Origin of the sequence: Luteitalea sp. TBR-22, from assembly GCF_016865485.1 — a bacterium.
Taxonomy (GTDB): domain Bacteria; phylum Acidobacteriota; class Vicinamibacteria; order Vicinamibacterales; family Vicinamibacteraceae; genus Luteitalea.
Genome location: NZ_AP024452.1, coordinates 2219812 through 2241960, shown reverse-complemented (window position 1 = coordinate 2241960; position 22149 = coordinate 2219812). Strand labels below are relative to the sequence as shown.

Annotated in this window: 21 protein-coding genes; 4 read left to right on the top strand and 17 right to left on the bottom strand. The window is 68.6% G+C overall.

The window, feature by feature from the left end; all coding sequences use genetic code 11:
- Positions 1 to 28: 28 nt before the first annotated feature.
- The 9 genes from TBR22_RS09145 to TBR22_RS09105 form a co-directional block, all read right to left on the bottom strand.
- On the bottom strand, positions 29 to 178 hold the full coding sequence (locus TBR22_RS09145; RefSeq protein WP_239492669.1) for a hypothetical protein: 150 nt from the start codon (positions 176 to 178) through the stop codon (positions 29 to 31).
- Positions 175 to 1824: a hypothetical protein gene (locus TBR22_RS09140; RefSeq protein WP_239492668.1), complete on the bottom strand. Its 1650-nt coding sequence runs from the start codon at positions 1822 to 1824 to the stop codon at positions 175 to 177. The genes TBR22_RS09145 and TBR22_RS09140 overlap by 4 nt, the downstream gene beginning before the upstream one ends.
- The gene (locus TBR22_RS09135; RefSeq protein ID WP_239492667.1) at positions 1824 to 3119 is read right to left on the bottom strand and encodes a BamA/TamA family outer membrane protein; all 1296 of its coding nucleotides are present in this window, start codon (positions 3117 to 3119) and stop codon (positions 1824 to 1826) included. The genes TBR22_RS09140 and TBR22_RS09135 overlap by 1 nt, the downstream gene beginning before the upstream one ends.
- A 107-nt stretch (positions 3120 to 3226) precedes the next feature.
- Entirely contained in the window at positions 3227 to 3712 is a 486-nt protein-coding gene (locus TBR22_RS09130; RefSeq protein ID WP_239492666.1) for a YbaN family protein, read from the bottom strand.
- Positions 3709 to 4737 carry a catalase family peroxidase gene (locus tag TBR22_RS09125; RefSeq protein WP_239492665.1) on the bottom strand — a complete coding sequence of 343 codons (1029 nt, stop codon included), beginning with the start codon at positions 4735 to 4737 and terminating at the stop codon, positions 3709 to 3711. The genes TBR22_RS09130 and TBR22_RS09125 overlap by 4 nt, the downstream gene beginning before the upstream one ends.
- A gap of 24 nt (positions 4738 to 4761) precedes the next feature.
- Entirely contained in the window at positions 4762 to 5235 is a 474-nt protein-coding gene (locus TBR22_RS09120; protein ID WP_239492664.1) for a hypothetical protein, read from the bottom strand.
- Positions 5236 to 5493: 258 nt separating this feature from the next.
- Positions 5494 to 6831 (bottom strand): hypothetical protein, encoded by a 1338-nt coding sequence (locus TBR22_RS09115; RefSeq protein ID WP_239492663.1) that lies wholly within the window; start codon positions 6829 to 6831, stop codon positions 5494 to 5496.
- A 459-nt stretch (positions 6832 to 7290) separates the two neighbouring features.
- Complete coding sequence (locus tag TBR22_RS09110; protein ID WP_239492662.1) at positions 7291 to 8382, bottom strand: sigma-54-dependent Fis family transcriptional regulator; 1092 nt, start codon at positions 8380 to 8382, stop codon at positions 7291 to 7293.
- Between the two features lie 82 nt (positions 8383 to 8464).
- Complete coding sequence (locus TBR22_RS09105; protein ID WP_239492661.1) at positions 8465 to 10432, bottom strand: sigma 54-interacting transcriptional regulator; 1968 nt, start codon at positions 10430 to 10432, stop codon at positions 8465 to 8467.
- A 454-nt stretch (positions 10433 to 10886) separates the two neighbouring features.
- Here TBR22_RS09105 and TBR22_RS09100 point away from each other — a divergent pair, with 454 nt between their 5' ends.
- Positions 10887 to 11747 carry an alpha/beta hydrolase gene (locus TBR22_RS09100; RefSeq protein ID WP_239492660.1) on the top strand — a complete coding sequence of 287 codons (861 nt, stop codon included), beginning with the start codon at positions 10887 to 10889 and terminating at the stop codon, positions 11745 to 11747.
- A gap of 7 nt (positions 11748 to 11754) precedes the next feature.
- On the top strand, positions 11755 to 13950 hold the full coding sequence (locus tag TBR22_RS09095; RefSeq protein WP_370651435.1) for a cation:dicarboxylate symporter family transporter: 2196 nt from the start codon (positions 11755 to 11757) through the stop codon (positions 13948 to 13950).
- A gap of 27 nt (positions 13951 to 13977) precedes the next feature.
- Here the strand turns inward: TBR22_RS09095 and TBR22_RS09090 are convergent, their stop codons facing one another.
- The 6 genes from TBR22_RS09090 to TBR22_RS09065 all read right to left on the bottom strand — a co-directional run bounded on the left by TBR22_RS09090 (position 13978) and on the right by TBR22_RS09065 (position 18080).
- The gene (locus tag TBR22_RS09090) at positions 13978 to 14604 is read right to left on the bottom strand and encodes a PAS domain-containing protein (protein WP_239492658.1); all 627 of its coding nucleotides are present in this window, start codon (positions 14602 to 14604) and stop codon (positions 13978 to 13980) included.
- Positions 14601 to 15401, bottom strand: coding sequence for an alpha/beta fold hydrolase (locus TBR22_RS09085; RefSeq protein WP_239492657.1), 801 nt, complete (start codon positions 15399 to 15401; stop codon positions 14601 to 14603). Before TBR22_RS09085 ends, TBR22_RS09090 begins: the two co-directional genes overlap by 4 nt.
- A 248-nt stretch (positions 15402 to 15649) precedes the next feature.
- Complete coding sequence (locus TBR22_RS09080) at positions 15650 to 16150, bottom strand: DoxX family protein (RefSeq protein ID WP_239492656.1); 501 nt, start codon at positions 16148 to 16150, stop codon at positions 15650 to 15652.
- Complete coding sequence (locus TBR22_RS09075) at positions 16147 to 16926, bottom strand: putative DNA-binding domain-containing protein (RefSeq protein ID WP_239492655.1); 780 nt, start codon at positions 16924 to 16926, stop codon at positions 16147 to 16149. Before TBR22_RS09075 ends, TBR22_RS09080 begins: the two co-directional genes overlap by 4 nt.
- Positions 16913 to 17785, bottom strand: a complete 873-nt coding sequence (locus tag TBR22_RS09070; RefSeq protein ID WP_239492654.1) for a DUF692 domain-containing protein — start codon at positions 17783 to 17785, stop codon at positions 16913 to 16915. Before TBR22_RS09070 ends, TBR22_RS09075 begins: the two co-directional genes overlap by 14 nt.
- A gap of 28 nt (positions 17786 to 17813) precedes the next feature.
- Entirely contained in the window at positions 17814 to 18080 is a 267-nt protein-coding gene (locus TBR22_RS09065) for a DUF2282 domain-containing protein (RefSeq protein ID WP_239492653.1), read from the bottom strand.
- Positions 18081 to 18189: 109 nt separating this feature from the next.
- Between TBR22_RS09065 and TBR22_RS09060 the strand changes: the two genes are divergently transcribed.
- On the top strand, positions 18190 to 18774 hold the full coding sequence (locus TBR22_RS09060) for an RNA polymerase sigma factor (RefSeq protein WP_239492652.1): 585 nt from the start codon (positions 18190 to 18192) through the stop codon (positions 18772 to 18774).
- Entirely contained in the window at positions 18761 to 19426 is a 666-nt protein-coding gene (locus TBR22_RS09055) for an NrsF family protein (protein ID WP_239492651.1), read from the top strand. Before TBR22_RS09060 ends, TBR22_RS09055 begins: the two co-directional genes overlap by 14 nt.
- 111 nt (positions 19427 to 19537) lie before the next feature.
- On the opposite strand, the gene TBR22_RS09050 is transcribed toward TBR22_RS09055, so the two are convergent.
- Positions 19538 to 20506: a CsbD family protein gene (locus TBR22_RS09050; RefSeq protein WP_239492650.1), complete on the bottom strand. Its 969-nt coding sequence runs from the start codon at positions 20504 to 20506 to the stop codon at positions 19538 to 19540.
- 231 nt (positions 20507 to 20737) lie between these two features.
- On the bottom strand, positions 20738 to 21931 hold the full coding sequence (locus tag TBR22_RS09045) for a DUF1214 domain-containing protein (protein WP_239492649.1): 1194 nt from the start codon (positions 21929 to 21931) through the stop codon (positions 20738 to 20740).
- Positions 21932 to 22149 lie beyond the last annotated feature (218 nt).

Here is a 22149-nt window from a genome sequence, read left to right as displayed (position 1 = left end):
CCGAGCGGCCTGTCGCCGGCCGGCACGCTCAGGCCAGGCGACGCACCGTCTCCTGCAACCCGGCGGCTTGTGGTCCGTAGCCAGGACGCACCGGTTCGGCGCCGTAGTTGCCAGGCGTGATGTTCGGCGGTCGTCTGAGGCACTCGCGCAGAGCGGCGCGTCCGAATCCGGTTGTCATCGCTCGACGCCGACCAGCTGCCAACCGGTTCGATTGCGGCGGAAGGTGAAGGACGCGGGTGACGCCCACCGCGGGTGCTGCGGATGCAGGCCGGTGATCCGCACGCCCACGAAGTCGCCCCGTGCCAGCAGGCCCTCCGGAGCAGGCGCCTGCAGCTCGGTGACCCGAACCTCCGCACCTTCAGCGGTCCGGATACCGGTCGCGTTGTCGAGCGTGAACCAGCGAAGCGTGTAGGCGTGCGCCGGCGTCGCCGCGCCGGCATCGACGGCGGCGTTGGCGAAACGGAGCACGCCGTCGGGGCCGAGCGTCGGGTCGACGACAGGACACACACCGTTGAGGAAGGCCCGCACGACCTTGTCGCGGCGTGCAATCAGTGTCCGCGTCACGTAGTCCGTGGCCGCCGGGTCGCTGTAGCGGGCCTTCTCCACCACACCGCGCACCATGGCGTCGGTGAAACGCCCAACGATGCGGGCGGCCCAGAAGGCGTCATCGGGTCGCATGTTGTCGAAGGCCGGATTCGGGTACTCGGGCCGCCAGGCGCGCGGGTCGAACGCCGCCGATTCGAAGCGGCCGACCGATGCTGGCACCTCGGGATAGTCGATGCGCATCCACGGCCGAACGTAGAGGCCGAGGGTGACCAGCGTCAGCCAGCCGGGGCGCGCCTCGAAGATGTACTCGTTGCCGGCACGCGGCGTCTGCGCGAATACCGTGCCGCTCCCCAGGATCGATCCGAAGTCGAACATGTAGTGACGAATCCACGAGTGCCCGTTGCCGGTCTCGAGCATGTCGAGGCTGTTCACGCCGCGCGAATCGTCGTGGTTCAGCCACGCACCGAACACCCGCGCGGCCCGCAGCGACCGACGGTGCTCGTGCGGAACGATGTCGTTGGGGTCATCCGGCCTGGTGCCCGAGTAGCGGAAGTTCCCGAGTGGACGCCCGGCGGCGAACCGGCTGACCAGCACCCGATAGCGCCCGTCCGACTGACGGGCTGCACGCGCGAACACGACGTCGAGGTCGTGCTGATCCATCGGCCGGCGGCGACCGTTCAGTGGATCGCGAATCGTGGCAGTGTCCGACATGCGCAGCGCCGCCCGGTCGATCTCCGCGAGATGCACCTCCACCACCGAGTAGCCGATGGCATGGTAGAAGGCCGTCCCGATCACCTCGGCGGCGCTCGCCATCTCGGGATGGGCCGGGGGATCGATCTCGATCTGGTAGACCTGGCCATCGGTCCCCGTCATGCGAAACCCGGGCTGGACGCCGCTGCTCTTGCCGCCGCTCACCAGCCAGCCCGCAACGTCCACATCGTGCTGCCGGTCAGGTCCGCGCACCACGTCCGCGACACTGAGAGGCGCGCGTCCGATGCGATTGGTGAACCAGCTGGAGTCGGGTACTTCGTCGACGGTGTTGACGTCGAGCGCTCGCACGTCGCGGCGCTCGCCCGGGTGGCCGAACGAGTGCGCGAGGAAATCGTAGCCATTGGTGTCCTCGAGCGGCACTGCATTCGAGGCGTCCAACGCCCGGTCGTCGTCGACCTGGATCGGATCATCAGGGAAGAAGCGTGGTCCGGCGCCGGTGGCCGGTACTGCCAGGGTCGCGGCTGCCAACGTCGCAGCAAGCCATGGGCGTCGGAACGGCCGGGGCATCAGAACACTCCTCCCCACACGAGATACAGGTGGCGACCATCACGGCTGCCGAAGGCGGCGTCGACCCTGAAGATCACGCCGTTGTTGGTGTTGACGCGGAATCCGAATCCGTAGTCGCTCTGCAGGCCGTGCAGGTCGAGGTCGCGGCGTTCGAGTGGCGTCTTCCCGGCGTCGTAGAACAAGGCACCGTCGAGCCCACTCCAGATCTCCCATCGGTACTCGGCCTGCAGCAGCAGGGCATGTGGTCCGCGGAACCGCTGGTTGCGGAAGCCGCGCAACGAGTCGTTGCCGCCCAGGGCGGGCATGAGGAAGAAGGGAATGGTGCCGCCCCCACGAGGATCGGAGGTCGAGACGAAGCCCCTCAGGCCGATCACCCGACGCCCGCCGAGGAAGCCGACGAAGTGCCGCAGGTCCACCTCGGTGCGGTCGAAACCGTAGGACCCGCCGGTGCGGTCGTCGAAGCGCGAGAACTCCAGGCGGTAGAGGCCACCGCTGCGGGCATACCGCGGGCGGCGCGTGTCCAGTTCGGCGAAGGCGCTCGTCCGGAGGAAGTCGGCGCGGGCGTCCAGGCCCGGCGCCGTCTCGGGTGTGAAGATCTGGTCCACGCCCGGCCGCCCGTCGTCGTTGCCCTCGCCGAGCCGCGGAGTCAGGTACTCCAGCCCTCCGCCCGCCACCAGGCCTGGGACCAGCGTCACGCCGGCGCGCCCGCCGGCCATGGTGTTGCGGACGGCGTAGTCGGCCTGGTCACCGCGAGCGGAACCAGGACCAAGGCCGAAGTAGTACTCACGGACGTACTCGCGCCGCCCCGCCCAGCCCTCGACGTCGAGCCGTCCCTCGAGCAGCGAGGGGAAACGGACGCGCCCCTCGGCCGCGACGTAGCCAACGGTCGACATCGCGCCGAAGACGTCAGCCGCGCCGGTGTGGCGGAGCAGATCGCGGTCGCGGAAGCCCACGCCGAACGAGAAGCCGCTGCCGACCGCCAGCGAACCCAGCTTCGGGTAGAAGCCCTCCCGGGCGACCGCGAAGATGCCTCGGGTCTCAGCCACGCGCATGCCGCGCTCGAGCGCGTTCGGCTCGTAGGCGTGGGTCGCCTGGCGCTTCGCCTCGCGCTCGTCCCGGAACTGTGCGGCTCGGGTGGCGGGTTGGCCGCCGCTGCCGCCCTGCGCGCGCGCTGGCGCGGACGGCCCCAGGGCGAGGCAGGCAGCTACGAGGCACCGCGCCGCGTGCCGCGGGACGCCGAATCGCCGGCGGAACGAGATGGGCAAAGCGGTGGTCGTCGACGATGTCCCGATCACGGATCCTCCGGGGGAATCAGCGAGTGTTGTCAGGTGTGTCGGTGGGCGTCCTCGGATCGAGCCGGCGAGCTCCCCGTCGGATGCCGCAGCAGCGCAGCCGGCGAGACTCACCGGGTGATCCGCAGTTCCCCGTGGGGGTGCTGCCTCGCAGCCTCGCGTCGGAACACGACGATTGCGCCGGTCCCGCCGATGCCCGCCAGCAGCACCGCAGTCGTGACGACGCCGTTCACGTGACCCAGCCTCAAGGCGACGGTCGACAGACCAATCGATGTCCACATGCTCGCGATCGCCGCCGCCTTCGCGCGACGTGGCATCGGCACGCGCGGGTCCAGGTACTTCGTGTGGCGCGCCCACCGCGGATCCGAGCGCAGTCGCCGCTCGAGAGCGGGCGAACTACGGGCCAGCAACCACGACCCGGCCAACACGAACACCGTGCTGGGCATTCCCGGGACCACCGCACCGATCGCCCCCAGCCCCACACAGACCAGCCCTGCGGCCGTCAGCCACCACCTCGGACGAGCCGGCGGCGACTGCGTTGCCGCCGACGGGGGTGTCGAGACTGCGGGCGCCTCCTCTGATGGAGATCTCCTCATGGCGCCACCTCGGACTCCGCGTGCGACGCATCCGGCCCTTGCGCCCAGCCTCCCCCGAACGGACACCCGGCGCGCTCCAGCGATGCCTGCCGGCCCTTCCACCCACCGGTGCGGTGCGCCACCGACACCTCGTAGATGCCGCGACGGGCGGCCAGGATGGGGTCGTCCGATAGCTCGATGCCGTCGGTCACCCGGGTGGGGTCGTGCATCATCACCGGGTCGCCGATCTCCTCGATCGTCGTGGGACGTGTCATCGCAAGTCGCCCGATGGTCACGCGTGGACGATCGTCGGGCCACGGTGCGTTCGGGTCGTCAGTCGGATCCCCTTCTCCCGCCAGTTGCAGGACCAGGTCGAACCCGACCGGGCCTTCCCGCAGGCGGTCCTCGAGTTCCTCGAACAGGTGGGAGGGCGAGTGTCGACGCAAGTCTTCGATTGGTTGACTTGCGATGCCGGCTCGAGGCTCCCAGTGGTAGCGTGCGTACACGACTTCGCCAGCCGCGTTCACGAAGCGGAAGGCATGGAGGGCGTGGTAGGACGTGCAGGCAAAACTGACGGCAGCCGGCAGTTGCTGCCGCAGCCCCACGGCATGCGCCACCCATGGCCGGGTCGAGAGGAACTGCCCGACCCTGGCCATGTCGGGCTGCCCGGTTGCCGGGTCCGGTCGGGCGGCCTGGCCGAGCATGAGCAGCTCCTCCGGCGTCCGGGTGAAGAACAGCGTGATCGGCAGCGCCACCAGATCCGTCGTCGTACCGTCGGGTAGATAGAACCGCGTGGCCATGGAGACCGAGCCGGCCGGCCCCCACGGATTTCCCGACGGACTGTTGGAATGGCGCACCGTGACCGGCACCGGCTGCCCCTGCAGGTGCACCGCACGGCTGATCTGCCGAGCCTGCGGCGTTGCCGTGAATGTCCCGATGTAGTAGCGGCCTTGCGCGTGGATGCCACGGTACCCGGGGTGAAATCCCTGAGACTTGTGGATCAGGTCCACGAGCTGTGTCGCGAGCCGGTACTGGTGGCTGTTCATGTCGATACTCCCGGTGAACGTGGGTCAGTTGGCGGCGTCCAGCAGCGCGTCCAGGGCCTTCCTGACCTTGAGCGCCTTCCACACGTCGCGCACCGACGCATCGGTGTAGGCACCGTAGAACGCCATGGCCGACACCTGGTGCTTGGCGATGAAGTCCTTGATCCCGGGATTTCGCACGCCGGGATAGTCGACGACTTCCTGGAACAGCAGATCGATCTCGTCGGGGATGATGGTGGCGAAGTCGTCGATGTAGGATTCCCAGTCGCCATCGAAGGTCGATGCGAAGATGCATCGGGTGTCGTTGTCGAAGATGACGAAGCGCAGGTCGTGCACCGTGCCGATGCGGTCGGTGTTCCTGGCCCGTTCGTCGGTGAAGCCTCCGAAGGCGGCGCGCATGCGCTCCGCACCACCCGGCTTGAGCGGCATGATCACCGTGAACTCGTTCCACTGTCCCTTCCGCGTTCCCGGCCGTGCGATGGCTTCCTGCTGCGTGGTCATGTCGTGTCCCTTGCTGACGGGGTTGATTGGTTCAGCCCGCCCATTCGTGCTGCCCACTTCCGTCACTTTTTCCTTAAGCATTGGGCGTGCCATCGGCCTGTGCTCCGGCGTTGTCGCGAAAATGCGAGCACACGCCACTCCTTCCGGTTCCCATCCCTGTCTCGAGTGGCGCTGCGCCGTGCTCGCATGTTCTCCACTGTCAACCCGTTGCCACCCGAGGGCCGGACCCGCTTCCACCCATCCCGGCCACCGCGCCCGTCATGGATGCGTGGCCTCGGCCAGCCATCGCAGACCGGCCAGGCCGGGCAGGAACACGTGCTCCCCACCACGCGTCGCGGTGAACTCGGGCAGTCCCGTCAGCCGGCGACGGACCGGCCTGGCCGGATAGACGAAGTCATCGGCGCGATCCCGGCGCCCGCCGATCGGGTCCGAGCGCAGGCCCTGCGACACGAAACCGCCGTCGTTGACCCACTCCGCCTGCACGAACTCGAACTGTCGCCCCGGATTGGCATTGATGAGGGCGAGGACAATGCCGCGGTCCTGCCCGTCGTCCTCGATCACCCCCTCAGGCAGCATCGGTCCATAGGCGGCGCCACGCCTGAGCAGCCGGTGGAGTCGCGCGTTGGCCATGGTGTCCTGCAGTCCGTCACGTGGATTGACACGACGGATGTGACAACCGACGGGCGTCTTCTGCCCGTTCCGGTCGTCATCGAAGTAGGCGAAGTCGTTGTTGCGACGCGGGTCGTCGACGATCGCCGGATTGTCGGCGTCCGGCGACAGTGCCAGGGGACAGCCACTACGCCACCGGCCCATCATCTTCGCCGCGACCTTCTCCTGGCCGGCGGCGTCGGCTGCGCACTCCTGCAGGTACCGGCGGAATGCCGCAACATCCTGGTGAATCTTGCGGATCGCGATGTAGGTGCCGTTGCGCCAGAGCGCCTCCGGACCAGGGCCGGTCGCCAGTTGGCCGAGCTCGTTCTCGTAGCCGAGGATGAACTCACCCGCCTTGGTCGGCGTGCCCTGGCCGGGAAGCGGCTCACCACCCTGCCCTTCGATGAACGGACGGCTGATGCCGTCGGCGAAGCCGAAGTGCTCGCGCAGCGTCGGAGGCACGCCGACGTCGAGGCGTGCCGCCACCTCGATGCCGCTGAGGCCCTTCAACGCCCGTTGGCCAATCGCCACCTTGGCGTCCCTGCCCTCCGGTGTACGGGCCATGATCAGGAGGCCGGCGTGGAAGCCGTTGCTGCCGTGGGGAAAGTTCCACTGGGCTGGTGCACTCCGGCCGACGTCGCCCAGACGCTCGCTCCGCGCCGCCATGCCCTGGCGGAACTCTATCGGGAACCCGCCGAGGATCTCGTCGGCGAGACCGAGCCGCCGCAGGCCCTCCCACGTGAACGCCACGTTGAGCCAGGCGTCGTCCTTTGGAGCGGCCCAATCGGCAGCAGACGTGACGCGTGGAATGAGTCGTCGCAGCATCGTCCGCGCCGCGCCGGCGTCGTTGATGCGAAACACGATGTAGGCGCCGTAGTAGGGCATCGGACGGTTGTTCAGTACGGTGCCCTGTATGTCATCGAGCTCGAGTTGCATGGTCGTCATCTCCAAGGTTTCATTGCGACACGCCGGCATGTCGCGCCTCCTGTAGCGCTCGCGCTATAGCCCCGACATCGCCCACGGCTGCACGTGAGGCCCCCCGCGGCGGCGGATCCTCCGTGCGACACCGTGGCCGGCCTGCGCTGCGCGCGTCACACCCGCACTACCGCCAGCGGCTGGCTGCCGCGTCGGCATGCGTGTCTGGCGGGAGCACGGCTGATGCCGTTGGTCGCGTGCGGCGACGTCCGCCCCAACGTGTTGCCTCGAGAGGACTTGAGTGATTGGCGGGGCCTCGCTCGACGACGCGCGGTGTGAACCGGCCATCACGCGCCAGTCCGCTGACACTGACGACCCCGGCCGCGCCCGTGCAGGCGACCGGCGGCCGTCACTCCGCGTCAGGGGTGCGCCATCGGCGCTGGGCGCCGGCGTCTGAAGGCGTGACGGCGACGTGTGACGCTGGCCGCGTCACTGGCCGAGCTGCCACGACGAGGGGGGCCGCGTGATCCCGAGGCGCCTCATACGAAACAGCAAGGTCGATCGGTTCATCCCGAGCACCGACGCCGCCCCTCGGGGGCCGGCCACGACGCCGTTGGTCGCCGCCAGCGTCGTCAGGATGTGCGCGCGCTCCATGTCCTCCATGGTCCGGGGCTGGGGCGCGTGTGCCCCATGACCGACGGGCCGGAACGTCTGCGGCGGCAACTGCAACACGGCACCGGTGGTGAGGATGACGGCCCGCTCGATCACGTTCTGCAGTTCGCGGATGTTGCCCGGCCACTCATGTCCGACCAGCGCGTCCATCGTTCCGTCCGGGATGACGCTGATGCTCCGGCCGAGGCGGCCAGCGAACCGTTCGACGAAGTGGCGCACCAGGAGGGGGATGTCGGCACGCCGCTCGCGCAGGGCCGGCACGCGAATGGGAAAGACATTGAAGCGGTAGAAGAGATCAGCGCGGAACTGTCCGGCAGCAACGAGGCTGGCGAGGTCCCGATTGGTCGCGGCGACGATCCTGGCATCACTCCGAACGGTTCGTGTACTTCCGAGGCGCTCGAACTCGTGTTCCTGCAGGACCCGCAACAGTTTGGGCTGCAGCTCCATCGGCATCTCACCGATCTCGTCCAGGAAGACGCTGCCGCGGGTGGCGATCTCGAACCGGCCCGCCCTGGCGTTCACGGCGCCCGTGAAGGCACCGCGTTCGTGACCGAACAACTCGCTCTCGAGCAGCCCCGACGGTATGGCCGCGCAGTTCATCTTCACGAAAGCGTGCGCCCCCCGCGCGCTGAGCTCGTGAATCGCCCGGGCGACCAGTTCCTTGCCGGTTCCGGTTTCGCCCTCGATCAGCACCGTCGCGTCGGTCGGCGCGACCGTCCGCACTAGCGTCAGGACTTCAGTCAATGCTCGGCTCGAGCCGACGATGCCAAGGTGCCGGCGAGCCGAGTCGCCATGCGAGTCGCTTCCCCTCGAGCCGCCGTGACCGCCTTCTGCCGCTGCCAGATTCATGATCGCCCTTTCGCTGCCAGTGAGCCCCGACGGATGCCCACTGTGCAAAGCGCTCGCCATCACAAACTGCGTGACATCGGCCTACAGCCTTCCAGAGGGCCGCACCGTTTTTCGTTTGTTGTCACGAGATCTCGTGACGCGATCAGTACGCGGCCCTGAACGCCCGCTTGTCGATGCCGAGCGCCTTGATCCTCGAATCGAGCGTTGTCGCGGCCATCTTCAGCTTGGCCGCCGCACCCGCGGGACCGGACACACGCCCTCTGGTTTCCTTCAGCGCCGCCTCGATGAGGCTCCGCTCCTGCTGAGCCAGTTGATCGGGCAGCGCGAGTGGCCGACCGTCTTCCATCGTCGGTTCACGATGGAGCCAGGTGGCGTCGATGGACAGGGTGTCGGTCTCGGCGATGATCACCGCGCGCTCGAGGACGTTCTGCAGTTCCCGCACGTTCCCCGGCCAATCGTATGCCTTCAGCAGTTCGAGGCTCTTGGTGCTGATGCTCGCGACCCGCTTGCCGACGTTCCTGGCGAGCCGGCTGACGAAGTACTGCACGAGGAGGGGAATGTCCTCAGCGCGATCCCGTAACGGCGGTATCGCGATCGGAAAGACGTTCAACCGGTAGAACAGGTCGGCGCGGAACGCACCGTTGCCGACCTCCCTGCTGAGGTCACGATTGGTGGCGGCGACGATCCGCACGTTCGCGCGTAGCGGCCGGCTTCCGCCGAGGCGCTCGAACTCGCGTTCCTGGATGACGCGGAGCAGCGACACCTGCGTCTCCAGCGGCAACTCGCCGACCTCGTCGAGAAAGAGCGTCCCGCCCTCGGCAAGCTCGAACCGCCCGGCCCGCCGTTGCACCGCGCCGGTGAATGCCCCCTTCTCGTGACCGAACAGCTCTGATGCGATGAGCGCCGGAGGGATCGCAGCGCAATTGACGCTGACGAAGGGGTGCACCGCTCGCCGCGATCGCTTGTGGATCGCCCGGGCGACGAGTTCCTTGCCCGTGCCCGTCTCTCCCAGGATGAGGACCGTCGAGTCGGTTGGCGCCACCTTGGCGAGATTGGCCAGGACGGTGCGCAGGCGAGGCGAAGTTCCGACGATCTCCTCGAACATCGTCGCCTGGTCGATCGCCTCGCGCAGGGCCACGTTCTCCGTCCTTACGCGGTCCTCGGCACGCTTGCGCTCGTCGATGTCGACGCCGCTGACATACCAGCGGACGACCCGTCCGTGCTCGTCGATCAGGGGTTCGTGCCGGATGAGGTGCCAGCGATACTCGCCGTCGTGCCGTCGAAGGCGGGCCTCGATCTCACACGGCGTCCCCGTGGCGAGCGCCGAGCCGACACGCGCCCGCACCGAGGCCAGATCCTCGGGCGCGTAGACGAGCGCTCGGTGATCATCGGCCGTCGACACCGTCCGATCCGCCAGGTCCGTGCCAAGGTAGCGCCGTCCCGCACTGTTGATGTACGAGACGCGACCATCGGTGTCGAGCGCGCAGACCGACACTGGCAGCGAGTCGATGAGCAACCTGAGCTCACGCTCGTCCTGGCGGATGCGATGCTCGGCCTGCGCCAGTTCCGTGAATGCCCGCGCGTTGGCGACGGCCGCAGCGGCGTGATCGGCGAACATGCGCAGCCACTTGAACTCCTCGACATCGATCGACTGGCGTCGGAAGACACCGAGCACCCCCAGCGTCTGATCCCGATAGATCAGTGGTTGCCCGGCAAAGCTGACGATCCCTTCGTCGCGAACCCAGTCCTGGTGCTTCAGGTGCTCGGACAGCGGGTCGGTGAGCAGCAGTCCTTCGCGGGTGGCGGCGATCGAGCCAACCTTCAGCCGCCCCATAGGAATACGCCGGAAATTGCCATCGGTTCGCGTCCACGACTCGCCGTGCACCGATGCACCGGCGCTGGCCGCCAGGTGCAGGCAGACCGATTGGTCGGGGCACATCGACCGCAGCCGGCACGACGCACATTGGTCACCCGCGGCGGCTATCCAGACGCGCGACAGCGCCACTCCCGGGCGCTCTCGCAGGCCATCGACAATGTGCTGCAGCACGCGATCGACGGTTCGTTCACCGGCGATCCTCAAGGCCAGTTCCTGCAGGGCTTCGAAGTTCACGGACGCCCTGGCCGAGCGACGAATGACGCGCACTCCATGCCGGAGGGACCTTTCTGAAATGGATGCCGGCGATTCTACCCCCTCGTGTCGCGGATCCGCTCAGCCATACCGACGTCCGGTGCCGCGACGCGCCCCGTCAGGTCGTCAGGGATGCCTTACCGATCCGACGTGGCTATCGTCGCTGGCCGTCGCACACCCACGACGACGCAACAGACGAGCTTCGACCAGGCGACGCGGCGGCCTCCGCTGCTCGCGACGTGTTCGCGGCGTGACAGATGGCAACCGGTTGGCACGAGCCGGTCAGGCCTCGGCCCGCGTGCGGCGGCGCCACACGATGGCAAGCACCGCGCTTGCCCGCTGTTATTGGCCTTGTTTCTCCGAAACCGAGTTCTTCACCGGACGTGCGTTGGCCCTACCGAGCGCTCGTGGCACGGCGGGTGCACACGGCCGTGGCATGTTCAACGAAACCGAGCTGATCGCCAACGACCGCCAGGTGCTGTACGCGTGGACCCGCGAGCCCTCCGGCCCCACGCGGGGCGTGGTGGCCCACGTGCACGGCATGGGGGAACACAGCCGCCGGTACGACCACCTTTCGGCCTACTGGGCGGCTCGCGGTTACGCGTCGGCAGGCTTCGATCAACGCGGGCATGGCCGCTCGCCGGGACCTCGTGGCCACACCCCCTCGTACGAGCAGCTGCTCGACGACGTCGCCGCGTTCTTGGAGTCCGTGACGGAGAAGTGGGGCGACCTGCCAGTCACGCTCTATGGGCACAGCATGGGTGGGAATGTCGTCCTGAGCTATGGACTTCAACGCCAGCCCGCACTCGCCGTCGTCGCCTCTGCCCCGTACCTGCGCTTCGCGCGCGAGCCGACACCCGGCCGTCTGGTGCTGGCCCGCGCACTGACACACCTGGCGCCGGCCGTGAGCTTCGCCAACGGTCTCGAGCTGGCGGCGCTGTCTCGCGACCCGCTTGTCGTCGAGGCATTCCGGGCCGACCCGCTCGTCCATGACCGGGTCACCGCCACCTTCTTTGCCGAGATTCGAGCCGCGGCGGCCAGTGTGCTGGCGCGGGCTGCAGACACGGCGCGCCCCACCCTGGTCATGCACGGCGACGCCGATCGGATCACCGCAGCGTCGGCCTCACGGGAGTATGTCGAACGGACGCACGGACGCGCGACGCTGAAAGTGTGGCCAGGCTACTACCACGAGTTGCACAACGAGCCCGGTTGGGAGGCTGTCGCAGCATACGTCCTGTCCTGGATGGAAGGTGTCCCTCACCCCGCCCGTCCGATGAACGACTCCCGGTCCTCGTGACTGCCCGATGATGCCTCAGGCACTCGCCGCAGGCCGTCCCCGTGACGCGGAGACCCTGGACGCGCGACAGACGCGACTGTTCGCCCGGAGCGTGATCGGGATAGGCGCCGGCATCCTGACCGGACTCCTGCTCGGGGACGCGGTGCGGGCCCTCGAATTCGTCTCCGACGGCTTCGTCCGATTACTGCAGGTCAACGTCCTGCCGTACCTGCTCGGATCGCTGATCGCAAGCCTTGGCATGCGCGGCAGCGGCGAGATCAGGCTGGTGGCCAGGTACGGGGTGACCTTCCTGCTTTTCGTCTGGGGACTGACGCTCGTTCTCGTCATGCTGTGTTCGCGCGCCCTACCGGCGTCCGGCGGCACACCCTTCTTCGGCCCGTCGGCGACTCCGCCAGCGATGGACTGGCTGGACCTCTACATCCCCTCGAATCTCTTCCACGCGTTGGCCAACAATCTCATTCCTGCCGTGGTCCTCTTCGGGGTGCTTGCAGGTCTTGCGCTGGGCCAGTTGCACTCCGAGCGCAAGGTGATCCTCCTTCAGGTGCTCGGCGCCTTCAATGAGACGATGGCCGGCGTCAGCCGCATGATCCTCACGCTGACCCCATACGGTCTCTTTGCGTCGGTGGCAGTCACCGCCGGGGAGTTCAGGCCCGATCAACTCCTGCGCCTCCATGTGTGGCTGCACTATTACGCCGTCGGGTCGCTCCTGTTGGCCCTGTGGATCCTGCCGGCGCTCGCCTCCAGCTTCACGGCCGTGCCCTACGGACGCCTCCTTCGGTCCATGCGAAGTGCCATCCTGGCGGCGGCTGCCGCCGGCGACGTGCTCGTCGTGCTGCCACTCATCTCCGAGTCGGCAAAGGCACTCCTGGCCGAGCGGGGGGTGGATGCCGAGTCAGCCGATGGTGCCGTCAGTGTCGCGGTGCCGCTGCTCTACAACTTTCCGCACGCCGGAAAGGTGCTGAGCCTCGCCTTCCTGCCCTATGCTGCCTGGTTTGCAGGTTCGACCCTCACGTCGCACCAAGTCCTGCTGTTGGTATCCGCAGGCCCCCTGAGCCTGTTCGGCAGCATCAACGCGGCGATGCCGTTCCTGCTCGACCTCCTGCATCTTCCCGCCGACCTCATCGGACTCTTCACGGTGTCCGGTGTGATCAACAGCCGATTCGGCTCCATGGCGGCCGCCGCGCACACCGCGTGCCTCTCACTGCTCGTCTCGGCGGCGGTCCTCGGGCGCATCACGGTGGCGCCAAGGACGTGGGCGCGCTACGTCGTGATCACGACCGCCCTCATCACGGCCTTCATCGGCGGGACGAGAGCGGGGCTGACATGGGTGCTGCCGGCCACTCCAGGAGGGCTGCAAGCCCTGGCCCCACTGGCGGTCCGCCCGCCGCTCGCGCGCATCGTCGAGCCGGTCGACGATGGCGAGCCTCCGCAGGCCGGCCAGCGACTGCTGGAGATCCGGACGCGCGGCGTCCTGCGTGTCGGGTACTTTCGCGACGCGCTCCCCTGGGCATTCACGAACGGCACGGGGGAGGCGGTCGGGCTGGACATCGAAGCCGCACACCGCCTTGCACGGGAGCTGCAGCTGTCGCTGGCCCTGGTGGCGGTGGAACGTACGACTGCCGCGCGCGACTTGACGGCCGGGCGTGTCGACATCCTGATGAGCGGAGTGACGGCGACCGTACCGCGAGTGCTCTCGATGGAACTGTCGCGTCCATACGGCGCCGAGCACCTGGGCTTCCTGGTACGCGACTTCGACCGGGGACGATTCGAGACGATGGACGCACTGGATCGCGGAAAGGGGATGGTGATTGCACTACCACCGGTCGATGGTGCCGCGGCTGTCGCGAAGCGGGTCGCGCCCCTGGCGACGGTCAGGACCTATCGCCTGGTCGACCAGGCCTTGACGGAGCCTTCCGTGACGGCGGTGCTGATGCCCCTCGAACGGGCCCATTACTGGAGCAGGGTGCACCCCGAACTGTCGGCCGTTCGGCCCCCGGACCTCACCACGTCGACCGTGACCGTCTATGCGATGCCCCGAGGCGAGGACGACCTGCGAGAGGTGGTCGACGTCTGGCTGGACACTCGGCGCGCCAGCGGTGACGCCGACGAGGCTGTCGACTATTGGATTCGCGGCGTCGCGTTCTCGTCCCGCACCCCGCGATGGAGCATCCTGAAGGACGTGCTCGGCTGGAAAGGGTTCTAGTGTCCACGCCGCCGATCAGCCACCTGCTCAGCGCTTCGCGTTGAAGTCCTTCGTGCACGTCTCGCAGATGCCGTGCGTGACCTGGGTGCCGGCGGCGTGGAGATACGCCTCGAGATCGCTCCACTCGCCGCCCGGCGACTGGATGCGCCGACACCAGGAACACACCGGGAGCAGACGCTCGAGTTGACGGATGCGGGCGAGCGCCGCCTCGGCCTCGCGCTTGGCCGCGAGCAGCTCCTGTTCGTACCGCCGCCGCTCGCTGGCATCCAGCAGCGTGAAGCGCACCAGCGGCACGGGCCCGCCGGGGCCGGCCACCGGGCGCGCGACGGCGTTGTACAGCACGGGCAGTCGGCTCCCGTCGGCACGCTGGATGTCTGCGGCGATTTCCCGCACCACGCCGGAGACGCGCAGGATCGCCGCCATGTGCGTCTCGTGGAAGATGCGGCTGCCGGGCGTGAGGAGATCCTGGAACTTCCGGCCGTCGACCAATGCCGATCCGGTATAGCCGGTCCACTCGGCGAAGGTGGCATTGGCCCTGATGATGCGACCGTTCAGGAGCGTCGAGACGTACCCGCAGGGCGCGCGCTCGTACAGATCCTCGATGGACTCCTCGGGGATGTGCGGAAGCGCAACGTCCTCGGGACGGCCGGTCATCTGAGGAAGTCCCGCATGGCGCGAATCACGGCGTCGGGTTCGGACATGTGCGGACAGTGCCCCGAGGTTTCGACGGCCACCAGCTGACTTCCGGGGATCTGCCGATGGACGTAGTCGCCCACCGCGACGGGCGCAATCGGATCGTCGGTGCACTGCAGCACCAGCGTCCTGGCCTGGATGTGCGGCAGGTCCTCACGGTTGTCGGCGAGAAAGGTGGCGCGTGCGAAACCCTCGGCAGCCCTGGGATCGGTGCGGCAGAAGCTCTCGGTGAGTTCCGCTTCGAGATCCGGGCGGTCGGGTCGGCCCATGATGACCGGCGCCATCTGCCTCGACCATCCCAGGTGGTTGCTGGCCAGCGTGTCGAGCAGATCGTCGATGTCCCGCTGTTCGAACCCGCCGACGTAGTCCGCCGTGTTGACGTAGCGCGGCGAGGGGCCGACGAGCACGAGGTGATCGAACAGGCCCGGTCGCAACCGCGCGGCCAGGATCCCGATGGTCGCCCCGACCGAGTGACCGACCATGACGCCGCCCTGCACGCCGAGGCTCTCCGCGATCTCGACGAGATCCTCGGCGTAGGCGCCGAGGCTGGCATACCGCTGCGCGGAGTAGGCCGACGGGTCGGCGTTTCCGGAGCCGACATGATCGTAGAGGACGACCCGATGGTCGGCCTCGAACGCGGGCGACACGGCCCGCCAGACGCCCTGCGCGCAGCCGAAGCCGTGGACGAACACCATGGCCCGGCCGTCAGCGCGGCCGGAGATCCGGACGTTGTTCCGGATGACGAGAGGGGACACCATCACTCTAAGAGTCGGCACTGTCGTCTCTTCACATTACTCGAAGACGACGTACCCTGCGGTAGCGGCCGCCCCGCTGCCAACCGGCGTGCACCGTTCCGCAGATCCGGAGACTTCCCGGACTGACGGCGGGGCGTCGCCTGTGCATCCCGCTCAGTGTGCGGGAAGCTCCAACGGGGTCCCCCTGGTGGACGCCGGCAGGTGACACGGAAGGAATCCGGGGACGCTCGCGCCGTTGCACGCCGTCGGTGTCACGACGACTGCGGCGCGCCGATGGTCGCCGACGTCGCCGTGGCACTGCGGAATGACCGCGCGAACAGGTGCTCGAGCGACAACGTGCCGCCGCCTCGCGTCAGCAGCGTCAGCAGGATCGACGTCCACACCAGGTGCTCGATCCAGGCGTCGGGATACACGAACAGCTGGATGGTGACGATCATGCCGAAGAAGGGCAACGTCGCCAGGCGGGTGCCCAGCCCGGCGATCAGCAGCGACGAGAAGACCAGCTCGTTGAACGTCGCCATGCGCGCCATCAGCACCGGGTCGGCGAGGGGCACCTTGTACTCGTCCCGGAACAACAGCAGCGTCAGCTCCCACGAGCGATACTTGAGCAGCCCGGCGTTGAGGAACACCGCGCCGATGCCCACACGCATCAACAGGAGCATCAGCGACAGCGGTACCCGCTCCAGTGCATCGACGCCACTTCGTACGAGGCCTGCGGCGGCCATGAACGTGCTGCGGACGTCGGTCGTCATCGCGCGCCTCCAGGCGTCATGCCGAGCGTGGTGAAGAGCTGTTCGTCGAGGGCGCCCAGCAGGGCCGCCCCGGGGTCGAACCGTGGGTCGGTCGTCAGCGCGCGTGCCGCAGCGTCACCGAGCGTCAGACCGCTGGCCAGTGCCGTCCGGAAGACGAAGCTCCCCCGATCGAGCCTCTGGAACTGCAGCGCTCCCCTGCTCCCGCGCACCTGCACGCAGACCGGCTCGGGGGTCAGTGTCCAGATGTCGGGACTGGCGTCGCGCAGGTACAACGACATCAACGCGTCCACGGGCCAGTCCGCCTCGAGGTAGTGACATCCGTCCTGCAGGGAGACGCACTGCTCCAGGAGCTCGTCTGCGGCGAACGAGGCGAGGTCCGCGCGCATGACCGGCGCCGCGTCCACGCAGACCGACACGCGGCCCAGGTGCCAATCGAGCGCGGAGAAGTCCGGCACGTAGTCCAGCGCTGCCAGTTCCGGCCACGACGCGAGGAACGCCGGAAAGGCGTCGCCGTACTCCGCCATGCACGGCATGGTGGGGGGGCACTGCTCGACGAACTCCACCGCGGCGTGTTCCAGCCGTGATGCGCCGACGAGCCAGGCCGTCGCAGGGAACCTGCCGGTGACCACGGCGGTCAGGCTCATCAGGTAGTGACGACGATGAATCCTCAGGCGCCGCAGAGGATCGCGCCCGCCGACCATCGTCCCCCGCAGCGACGCGTCGTCACCCCGCACGACCGCCCGCCGAATCCGGTGCTGGAGGTCAGCGAGCGCCATGCGCCACCTCACCTGCCAGGGTCGCGTCCACGAGCGCATCGGCGTGCTGCGCTTCCCCGACCAGCGTCGCGACGCTCGGGATGTCGTTGTCCCACTCGATCAGCGTCGGCCTCGGCCCGAAGCGCTGCACGGCGTAGGCGTACAACTCCCACGCGGCGCCATCGACGTGCGCTCCGTGAGTGTCGATGAGGATCGTCGCGCCCGGCGTCGCCTCGTCGTCCTCGACGGTGAATCCACCGAGGTGCAGTTCGCCGATGGCACCTGTCGGGAGACCGTCCAGGTAGGCGCGCGGGTCGCTGCCCAGGTTGTGGCCGCTCACGTGGACGTTGCTGACGTCGCACAGGAGCCGGCAACCGGTGCGGTCCACCAGCTCGTTGAGGAAGGTCACCTCGGTCATCGTGGATCCGGCGAACCCCAGATAATTGGAGGGATTCTCGATGAGGAACGGCCGTCCGAACGCATCCTGCACCTCGAGCACATGAGCCGCGACCAGGGCCAACGTCTCGTCGTCATAGGGCAGCGGCAGGAGGTCGTTGAGATACTCGGTGCCGTGTGTGGACCACGCGAGGTGACCTGAAAGCAGCACCGGCTCGACCCGTTCGACGAAGGCACGAACACGTCGCAGGTGCTGCCGGTCGACCCCGGTCGCGCTGCCGACCGACACGCCGACGGTGTGCACGGAAATCGGATAGGTGCGTGCCAGGTCCAGCAGCAGCTCGGTGGCGTGCGGGTTGGCCAGGAAGTTCTCCGGGTGAACCTCCAGCCAACCCACCGCCGGACGGGTGGCCACCGCCTCTTCGAGGTGCGGCAATCTCAGGCCGACGCCGGCGCGCGTCGGGGTGCGATGGGTCGATGGCATGACGTGGCCTCGTCGTCCTGCGTCTTGCCTACTTCGGCGTCTTGCTGCCGCCGACGATGCGTTCGCAGTAGCCTTCGGGCACGAAAATCCATGCCTTCGGGTCGGCGTCGCGCTTCGAGCTGCCGCCGCAGGAGTTGTTGCCCATCGAGGCGCAGTCGTTCTTGCCGGCCTTGGCCACGCCGTAGCACTTCTCGGCCTTGAAGCTCGGGGCGTCGACGTGCTTCTGGGCCGACAGGAGAGCGGGGGCGGCAATCGCAGTGGCGAAGGCGGTGGCGACGATGTAGCGGGTGTTCATGTGCACTCCTCGGAGATGATCCGGCGCCGTCAGGGCGCCGCGATGACGATCAGAGCCGTCAGAAGAGGAGTTCGGGGCAGGACGCTGAAAGGTTACGATCCCGCTGGGGATGGGCGACACCGACCTGTTCGACCAGCAGTTGCGGTTGCTGATGCGCGACGTCCAGGCGGGCGACAAGGCGGCGTACGTCGCCGTGCTGTCGGCCGTCACGCCGCGGCTGCGGCGCTTCATCCGGGCGCAGCGGCGCTTCCTCGACGAGGCAGACGTAGAGGATCTGGTGCAGGACGTCCTCCTGTCGCTGCACGGGTCGCTGGCGACCTACGACGTGTCGCGGCCGTTCATGCCCTGGGTGCTGGTGATTGCGCGATACCGGCTTGCCGATGCCGCCCGCCGCCACTCGGGCCATGCGCGCGAGGTGCGCGCCGGCGACGTCGGCGTAACCTTGGACGACGTCTCGGCGAACCCCGTAGATGACGGAGTCGGTGATCTCGAGGCCCTGCAGGCCGCGATTGGTCACCTGCCGGCCGGCCAGCGGCAGGCCATCGAGCTGCTGAAGCTGCAGGAGCTGTCGCTGAAGGAGGCGGCGGCGGCAACAGGCGCCAGCGTCGGCGCACTGAAGGTGGCGACCCACCGCGCCATGCACTCGCTCCGACGCCTGCTCGGCGCGGCACAGGCAGACGATGAACACCGATGAACTGATCCAGCGGCTGGGCGACGACCTGGCCCCCGTCACGCCGCTCGCGCCCCCGGCACGACGCGCCGCGGGGTGGCTGCTCGGCGCTGCCGCCTACGTCGGCGGCATGGCCGCGCTCGCCGTCTCGCGGCATGGCCACGCCGCCGTCACGGCCGAGCCGCTCTACGTCGCGCAGCAGGCCACGGTCGTCGTCATGGCCGCCAGTGCCGCCGTCGCCGCGTTCGCGTCGGTCGTACCGGGCAGGAACCGCAAGTGGCTCGCCGTCCCACTCGTGCCGGCGGCGGTGGCGATCCTGCTGCTCGCCCTCGGCTGCATCGGCGATCTCCATCGCCTCGGCAGCCTGGGCGTGGGCGCCGAGACCGACTGGCCGTGCGTCATCTCGATCGCCGTCGGTGGCGTGGCGTTGTGGGGCGTCGCCATGACGATGCTGCGACGTGGCGCGGCGCTCTCGGCACGCACCACCGGCGCGCTGGCGGCGTTGGCGGCCCTGGGCGCCGCCAACCTGGAAGCGTGCGTCACGCGCCCGCACGCATTCACCATCACCATCGTCGTCTGGCACGGCCTGACGGCCATCGTCCTGCTGGCGGTCCTGAGCAGCGTGGCGCCCCGGGTGCTGCCCTGGCCGATCGTCGGCCGTCCGGCCCGCCGTTGAACCCCAGGCCTGAGGAACCCTGCCGCCTTCGCGTCTGGGCGTCCCGCGTGCTGATTGCCATGGACCCACGTCGATGCGCCGGCCTCGCACGGGAGACCGGCGCGGCATGAGCTATCGGACGATGTCGCGTCCGCCGTGCGTGGTGAACTCGCGCTCGAGCTCCGCGGCATGGGCCTCGTCGCGGGCCCGCGTGCCCAGCACGATGCCGCCCTCACGAATGCCGCGGTCGTAGACCTGCGCGCGCTCCTCGGGAATGCCCGCGCCGATCAGCGCGCCGAGCAGCGAGCCTGCCGCGCCGCCGGCGCCAGCGCCCGCGAGTGCGCCCGCGATGGGTCCGGCAACGACCAGCCCGAGGCCGGGAATGGCGACGGCCGAGGCCGCCGCGAGCAGCGCGCCCAGCGCCGCGCCGATGCCCATGCCGGTGGCACCGCCGATGCCGGCGCCTTCAGCGGCCTTGCTGCCCTGCTCGAGTTCCTTGCCGGGCTCGGCGCCACTGAAGTTGCGCTTGCGGGTCTCGTCCGACATCAGCACGTCGATGTCGTCGGCCTTGTAGCCGTGCGTGGTGGTCAGGTGGTCGTACGCGCGGCTTGCCTGCTCGGGCGTGTTGTAGAGGCCGGTGACGAGCGGGCGCGTCACGGCTGACGTGCGTGCCGTCGACGGGCTGCCGACCGCGTCGTTGCTCTGCTGGCGGGCCCGTCCCATCGCGTTCTCGGCCTCGCCTTCCCGTTCCATGCGGTCCAGACCGAGCAGCGACCCGGTGGCGTCCTTGGCCGCGCCCTTCACCCGCTGGGCGGTCGCCGACACTTCCTCGCCGACGGTGCCGGTACCGCTGGTCCCTGTGGTCGTGTAGCCAGTGCCGCTGGTGACGGTCCGGTTGGGCACGCCGTCGGTCTCATCGAAGACGTCGTTGCGGGCTTGTCGGGCCCGACCCTCGGCATTCTCCAACTCACCTTGACGCTCGAGGCTGGGGTTGCCCGTCACCGACCCCACCGCATCCTTGGCAGCACCCTTCACGCGTTCGCCGAATGCAGACAGTTCTTCGGTCGCGCTATCGTCTCGACGGTTGATGTCGTTGGCCATGTCGTCTCTCCAAGCTGAGCAAAGCGATCCGGCCCATCCGGCCCGCCGCAATCCCAGTGGAGGTCGCAAGGACACTGCCATCGACATTTGGGCGACGAATGGCGAGAAACGCCACGACGCCCCTCCCCCATGTGTATCGTTGACGGGCGGGTTGCAGCATGACGCACGACGCTGCCGCTGTGCTTTCCAACTCGTGCGGGCGACGGGATACGATGACTCAGGGTGGCGCGTTCAGGACATGGGTGCGGCGGATGGAAAGGACCACGTGCCGTCGAGGATCGCCTGCCGGGGCCGGTAGAGACGAACCATGTAGTTCCACCCCTGGCGCACCGGGAGGCAGTTCGGCGTCGACTTCGAGCAGTTGCCGAACTGGATCGTGATGGCGCCGTCCTCGCTTTTCTTGCCGGTGATGCTGTTGATGGCGTAGGCGTTCAGGTCGTTGCGGTTGAAGTAGCCCTCGGCGGTGTAGGCGGTCACCGACCAGAAGGCGTCCACGGGCACGTCCTTGACCGTCAGCCGGTAGGGCGTCCTGCCGTCGTTCTTCTCCGGGAACACGTTCAGGTACACCGCGTCCTTGTCCGGGTTGAGTCCCCAGCCCGACGCCGCGGCCGCGATGCGACGCACCGGGTCGACAGCCTCCTTGTTCGGACCGGCGGCGTAGCGCAGGTCCGGGATGGTGCTGGACAACGCGATCAGCGCCTCGCGGACCTTCTTCTGGCTGACCGGATCCCACTGCGGCACCTCGAACGTGCCCGGGCCACCAGGCTGGCTGACGGTGATGGCGTCCTGCAGCGCGTTGGCCGCCTTCATGTCCGCCGGGTCGGCAGGGTCGGCCAGGATGCGGATGCCGACCATCGCATAGCGGGTGCCCACGGTTTCCTTCGTCAGGGTGAGCGCACCGCCGCCGTAGGCGACCTGCGGGTTGTAATGGTCCTGGTTGATGACCAGTGCCGACTGGAAGCGCGTCCCCGGATCAGGCAAGGTGATGGTGACCGGACCGGCCTCGAGGTCGAACACCGCCGACGAGTAGATCGTGTCGCGGTTGAGCCGCACGATCAGTTGCCGGTCGACGGGCGCAGGCTCGCGCGTGTGCTTGAAGTGCCCGAACGCGCCGTCCTTGACCTGCGCGGCCATGTAGACGTCGGACTCGGCGCGCACGAAGTTGTCCGGCGTCACGATCACCTTGCCATCGGCGGTCTTGCGCCAGAACCGCGGATCGTCAAGGTCCGGCACCGTCCGCGCCGTTGCAGCGGGAGCGGCAGGCGCGGGGGACGCGGCGGGCGGCGTGGACGTCGAGGTGACGGGCGCCGGCGATGCGGTGTCGGCGCGCCCGCAGGCGGCAACGGCCACCAGCGCCACACACGCGCAGGCAAGGGCAGGCGCGGGACTGCTCACCGAACGGCGTCGGGCGGAATCGATACGCATGACACTCCTTACTGGTCTACCTGCTGGGAGACGGCAGCCAGTTCGGCTGCCGCTCCCGGGTGGTGACTCCCGGTGATCGGAGCGTACGGCGCGCGGCCCACGGGCACATCCGCGCAAGCACCCGCCCGGTCACGGGAGAACCACGCGGTCGAGGGACCGGGATTCCACGGGGGGCGCACACTCGCGCGACGGGCGGACAGGTCGCTGGTCGTTCGCCG